General features: G+C 55.8%; 6 protein-coding genes. 1 reads left to right on the forward strand and 5 read right to left on the reverse strand.

All coding sequences use genetic code 11. The features are described from left to right. On the forward strand, positions 1 to 1,801 hold a 1,801-nt coding region (locus tag ABYV26_RS19065), incomplete at its 5' end, for a PAS domain S-box protein (protein WP_372682945.1). Between the two features lie 39 nt (positions 1,802 to 1,840). Here ABYV26_RS19065 and ABYV26_RS19070 read toward each other — a convergent pair. The 5 genes from ABYV26_RS19070 to ABYV26_RS19090 form a co-directional block, all read right to left on the reverse strand. After that, positions 1,841 to 2,245, reverse strand: a complete 405-nt coding sequence (locus ABYV26_RS19070) for a pancreas/duodenum homeobox protein 1 (protein WP_372682946.1) — start codon at positions 2,243 to 2,245, stop codon at positions 1,841 to 1,843. 203 nt (positions 2,246 to 2,448) lie between these two features. Continuing rightward, on the reverse strand, positions 2,449 to 3,267 hold the full coding sequence (locus ABYV26_RS19075; RefSeq protein WP_372682947.1) for a hypothetical protein: 819 nt from the start codon (positions 3,265 to 3,267) through the stop codon (positions 2,449 to 2,451). Positions 3,268 to 3,293: 26 nt separating this feature from the next. Continuing rightward, entirely contained in the window at positions 3,294 to 4,109 is an 816-nt protein-coding gene (locus ABYV26_RS19080) for a YpsA SLOG family protein (protein ID WP_372682948.1), read from the reverse strand. After that, positions 4,106 to 5,254, reverse strand: a complete 1,149-nt coding sequence (locus tag ABYV26_RS19085; protein WP_372682949.1) for a transglycosylase SLT domain-containing protein — start codon at positions 5,252 to 5,254, stop codon at positions 4,106 to 4,108. Before ABYV26_RS19085 ends, ABYV26_RS19080 begins: the two co-directional genes overlap by 4 nt. Before the next feature lie 87 nt (positions 5,255 to 5,341). Beyond that, the coding region (locus ABYV26_RS19090; protein ID WP_372682950.1) for a hypothetical protein at positions 5,342 to 5,766 on the reverse strand (425 nt) is incomplete at its 5' end.

Below are 5,766 nucleotides of genomic sequence, written 5' to 3' on the forward strand. Positions count from 1 at the left end.
ATTCAAGGATAAAAACGGCCGGTTGAAACACGGTTCCTTGAATTCCATGTTGCTGCGAACAGCGTCCGGTAAGCCTTACCGCATTATTGGCTCCCTGCGCGACATCCACGACCGCAAAATGGCCGAGCAGGAACTGCTCCGGTACAAAAATCAACTGGAGGCGTTAATCAAGGAGCGAACCCTTGAATTGCAGAGAGCCAACGACGGCCTCGTCGGCCAGATCGAGCAACGCCGGGTAATGGAAACGCAGCTTCGGGTCAGCGAAGAGAAATACCGCACGATCCTGGATACGATTGAGGAGGCCTATTTTGAACTGGACGGATCGGGCACCCTCACCTTTGTCAATGATGCCGCCTGCCGAATCATGGGTTACGACATCGATCAACTGATCGGCATGCCATTCAGGCGCTTTTCGACGAATCAGTCGACACGGGAGATCATCCAGGCATTCCGTAAAATGGCCGGCTCGGGTGAGCCGGTGCGGGTCATCACCTTTCCGGTGATCGCCCAAGACGGCAGCAACAAGGTGCTGGATCTCAGCGCAGCATTGATTCTCGATCCGGACGGTGCCGTTGCCGGTTTTCGCGGCCTGGCTCGCGACGTCACGGCCAAAATCCTTTCCCAGAAGGAAAAGGAAAAGCTCCAGACTCAACTCAACCATGCCCAGCGGATGGAGGCGGTGGGGACCCTCGCCGGCGGCATCGCCCACGACTTCAACAATTTGCTCATGGGAATCATGGGCAATGTATCCCTGCTCGCTTCCAAGCTTAAACCAACCAGCCCGCATTCCGAATACCTGCGCGCCATCGAACAATGTGTAGAGAGCGGTGCTACCCTCACCCGTCAACTGCTCGGATATGCCCGCGGCGGCAAATACCAGGTCGCACCCGTCAATCTAAACGAGACGGTCAAGCGGACCGCAGACATGTTCGGACGGACCAAAAAAGAGATTCAGATTCAGGCCAGCTACCAGGAGGATATCTGGACGGTGTCAGCGGATCAGGGCCAGATCGACCAGGTGCTGGTCAACCTGTATGTCAACGCCTGGCAGGCCATGACAGAGGATACGTCGTTGTCTCTATCAACCAAAAACCTGATTCTGGACGCTGATTACACCGCGTCTTTCGGCGTCAAACCGGGACCCTATGTGTCCGTCAGCGTCCAAGACAGAGGGAACGGCATCGAACCGGAAACCATGAAGCGGATTTTCGAGCCATTTTTTACGACCAAAAAAATGGGCCGGGGAACCGGTCTGGGGCTTGCCTCGGCATTTGGTATCATTAAAAATCACGGCGGGATCATTGATGTGGAAAGCCGGGTGAGCCAGGGTTCGACCTTTACGATCTATTTACCGGCCGTATCCCGGACTTCAAAAAGATCTGCTGCAGCGCCCCCCGACCTGCCGGTCAACGGTTCCGGCACACTGCTGGTGGTGGATGACGAACCGTATGTCTTAAAATCCCTGACTGGGGTCCTCCAGGACCTCGGATATCATGTCATCCCGGCCAACAGCGGAAACCAAGCCATCGCCCTGTTCGAAAGCGAGAAAGATCGAATTGACGGGGTGCTGCTGGATATGATCATGCCCGATTTAAACGGCCGCCAGGTCTTGAGCCGATTGAAAACGATCCGGCCCGGTATCAAGGTCCTGTTGTCCAGTGGTTACAGCCTCAACGACCCGGGAGGAAACAACAAGGAAACCGCAGGGGATAGATTTATTCAAAAGCCGTATCATATCGAAGCGTTGGCAGCCGCCCTGGATGAGCTCTTAAAGGGCAGCGATCGTCCTGACATGGCCTGATTGAACGGCCACCTTCATTTTTGATGGTGGTTGACCGGCTCACGGTTTACCGGGCGTCAATTTGACGGTCAGGGGCAATACATGCGTGTCGCGGGACACCTCCCGCGTGCGACCCAACACCCATTCACCGCATTGCTTACCATTAATCATCCGCGATTCGATCTGCCGGACCACGCCGGCGATATCGATAATCGGGTGCCGCATGAACACCTCGGGCAGGCCGTAAGTCAAGTTGCAGGCCAGACACTTCCCGGGACGCTGTTTGAGCGTAAATTCAAAATCGATCTGATCGTCAGATTCCCCTGTATAGGTAAGGATAATGTCATAGGCGCCTTCTGAAGCATCACCCAACAGGGCCTCGAAAAACCGATCTGCGCGGCTCGACGGGAAGATTTCGTCGAGTAGGGGTTGGTTGAATACCGTTTTGCAAGATGGTGCATGCATCAATGGGGCTCCTCAGGTATGAACCGCGACAGCAAGGGCATTCCCCGCCGATTGTCTGAGCAACGCAGAAATACGGCTCATCGGTGCCGCGGGGAGGGTTCAATCAATAGCCACAAGGTGGCCATCACCTGTTAGGTCATCTACACCAGCGTCCCGTCAAAATCAACCACGCGTTGACACGCCGCCGGCACAACGCCGGCGTGTCAAAGGGGTGTAGCACCTTCGAGGTAGCGGCGGCCCAATCGGCGGTGGAAGACCGGCAACGATGTCATCGGCGGCGGGACAAAATCGAATATTGTTTTTAAAAACCGCTCGGTAATCCGGTAGGTTGCGCCCCACAACAATTCTTTGTCACCATTATGGCGATGAATAAAACAGGGCATCTCCCGATAAGGCAAATCCGGGGCACCGGGCGTGCCAGTCTTGAACGAGATGCGATACCTGGCATAGTTGGCGGGATCAAAAAACGCCGCCACCGGAATGCGAACGATTTTTTCAACCTCCCAGTTGGGGAAAAAGCGTTTCTGGTGGTTCACCCATCCCACCATCGGATAAATGGCCCGTTTGAACATGACCAGGTGCTGAGCGGGCATGGGACCTAAAAACCTCACCCCGAGCGGGTTGAGCCGCATCTCCTCGAATCCTTCCCGCAAGGCAGCGGCCAACAGCAGGGCCAGCTTGGGGAACTCCGTCTTTCGATGTCGCCGCCACCACGAACCATGAGGCCACCGGGACAAAGGCATTGTCGGCAGGTTAAGCCATCTGGCCATCAGACGGTCGATGAGCGGCGAGATACCGCCACCCGGGCAGCACAGGTCACCGGCCTGGCGGACGCGCCGGGAACGTTTGTTCAGAATCAGGATCGGTTCTCCGCTGGAACCGGCTCCCAAAAGAAAAAGAACCGCGGAGTTCAAGCTCAGATCGCCGTTGGTGTTGAACGCGAAGGTTGCCGGAGACGGACGGTGAAGGCGTTGCTGCACGAGATGGACAAAAGATTCGGATGATCGGGGCAGTGCTGGCATGACTGCATCCACTGGTGTTGACGAGCTCACTTGACGATTCGAATCCGGCAGGTGGAACGCAGCCGGTCCCAAAGGGCTCGAATGATCACGGCGGCCACGTCCTTGGGCGCCAAGTCCCATTGCCCGGACCGTCGCTGACAGTCCGTCAGCAGACCTGGGTTGCTGGTGAACAGATCGAAATGCGTGTTGATATAGCTGCCCAGCGTATATTGCAGTGAGACCAGTTCGTCCGAAGTCATATTGGCAATGGCGGCTTTGTCTTTTAGCGCCAAGGTCCGTTCCAGATGATCTACCGCCGTCTTTAGGGTTTCCGGCGGATTTTCCGGTTGGGGCAGACGCTCCCGCTCGACGACTGACCGCAGGGGTGCGGTGATATCGGTCTCTATCATTGACAGAAAAAATGTCGACTCAAGTATTTTAGATACCTTGTCGGCCACCGAATAAACGGCGTGACCGGCACTCTCTCCGTCCACATGCAGCACCTTGATTTCATTTTCAGCGATCCAGACGGCGATCCGCCGGGATGCGGAAAACCCGTTTTCCCCGTCAAGGTCCTGGATCAGGAGTGGTTTGTTGCGGTGCAAAGCGATTTTACGGGTTGTTTCCAGTCGAATGGAGGCCGTTTCGCCGGGGATGAAAAAAACTGAGCCGTGGCTGGCCTCGACGGCCATTTCCGTGACTGATCGATGGGATGCGCCAGCCAGCCGTTCGAGATGGAATTTGTCCGGAACCGCTTCACCCGCACGGCACCACCCGCCATAGGCCAGCCCCAGCTTGACGGCTATCTCCAGGGCTGCCGCGGCAGCGCCGGGTGTGCCGTTGGAAATGATTTTCTCGATCATCCGCTCTGGTCTCCCTCGATGTCTTTCAGGTCATCCTTCATCTTCCCTGCCGCGGGAAAAATAACCAATCGTTGACCGGGATGGATCACGCTGCTCAAGCCGATGCGGTTCCAGATGAGCAGTGCGGCAAGGGGCACCTCGAATTTCTGGGCGATGCTAGAAAGACTGTCTCCATCCTTGACCACATACACGCGCTGGCTGCGAATTTTGGCATCCGCTTCAACCATGGCTGTCAAACGGTCATGAAACCCATCTTCGCCGTCACTGGGAATGTTCACGGCGCGTGTCCCGGCAGCCAGATAATGCCCGCGTATTTCCGGGTTGAAATCCTTGACTGTTTTGAAATCGGTGTCGGCCGCCTTGGCGATCAGTCGGAGGGGAAGATCCGTGAAGGCATTGACCTGAACCGTTGAGAAGGCCTCCGGCGCATAAAAATCGTGTGCAGCAAGGGTAAATCCATGAGTCTGGGGAGCTTCCACGATGCGTTTGATGGCAATGATACGAAAGACGAAGCGCTGGGTCTCCAGGGGCAGGTAGAGTTGATAATAGTTGGAGACGCCCTGCTCCAGGATTTCTGCTTCGAGGCCCTCTTCCCCCATGTTGTAGGCTGCCAGGGAAAGGCTCCAGGACCCAAATCGTTCATACAGCACTTTAAGGTATGTCACCACCGCCGGCGTGCTCCGATAAAGATTGCGCCGCTCGTCAAAATTGACATCCACGACCAATCCATATTTTCTAGCGGTCTGGGGCATCAGCTGCCAGACCCCCATGGCCCCCTTACTGGAACCGGCGTGCATTCGAAGGGCACTTTCAGCGATGGCGAGATACTTGAGGTCGTCGGGAAGCCCGTTTTCACTGAGCATCCCCTGGATGTACGGGAAATACCGGGTCGTCCGTTTCAGCCATAGAATCACCTGGGAGCGGTTCCCCAGAGCGACCAGCATCTCCTTTTCAAATCGCTCCCGCACCTGCGGGTCATCCACCGGCACCGTTTCACCGCACAATGAAACCGGCTGCGCCAGTTGGAGAGCCGAGAGCAACCGGTCATCGGCGATCTCCTGGGCCGCGGCGTTGCGGGTAGACAGTACGCATAGAAGGATCGCGATCGCATAAACAGCAAGGGTGGACCATATGGTACCTGTCATTTTCATGATTCGTCGTTGCGCCTTCTGATTCAACGGCCAGCGCCTTTGAAAACGCCGACCAACATTTCCAGACCAGTTTGTCGGCTTTTATTCCAGTTTCAACCAGCGGCAGATCAAACTTTTAACGTCTGCGTTTTCCAGTTTATTGCCGCCTACGGAAACCAGCCCCAGTCGAAGGGAAATTCGTTCATCATCCCCCCATGGCCACCACGCCGCATAGAGCACCACACCGTTAACGGGATCCATGGTAAACACCTTCTGACCCGGCACGATGCCGAAACCGGACTGGAAATAATCACGGACTGGCGCATCGGCGTCATTAATGGTGGTAAAGTCCCATTTGTGGGTGAATTCAAGTGACAAGGGAAGTTCGACCATGATCTCATCCTGACGGTCGATTACCGCCAGGGCCAGATTGAACTCTTTGTCCCACCGCCACGGGCAGGTTTCAGGAATGTTGAGGCTGATGCGTTGGCAAACGGTTCCAAAAGATTCCAGATCGTTACGTGGCA

Origin of the sequence: Desulfosarcina sp., from assembly GCF_041551955.1 — a bacterium.
In the GTDB taxonomy this organism is placed as follows: domain Bacteria; phylum Desulfobacterota; class Desulfobacteria; order Desulfobacterales; family Desulfosarcinaceae; genus Desulfosarcina.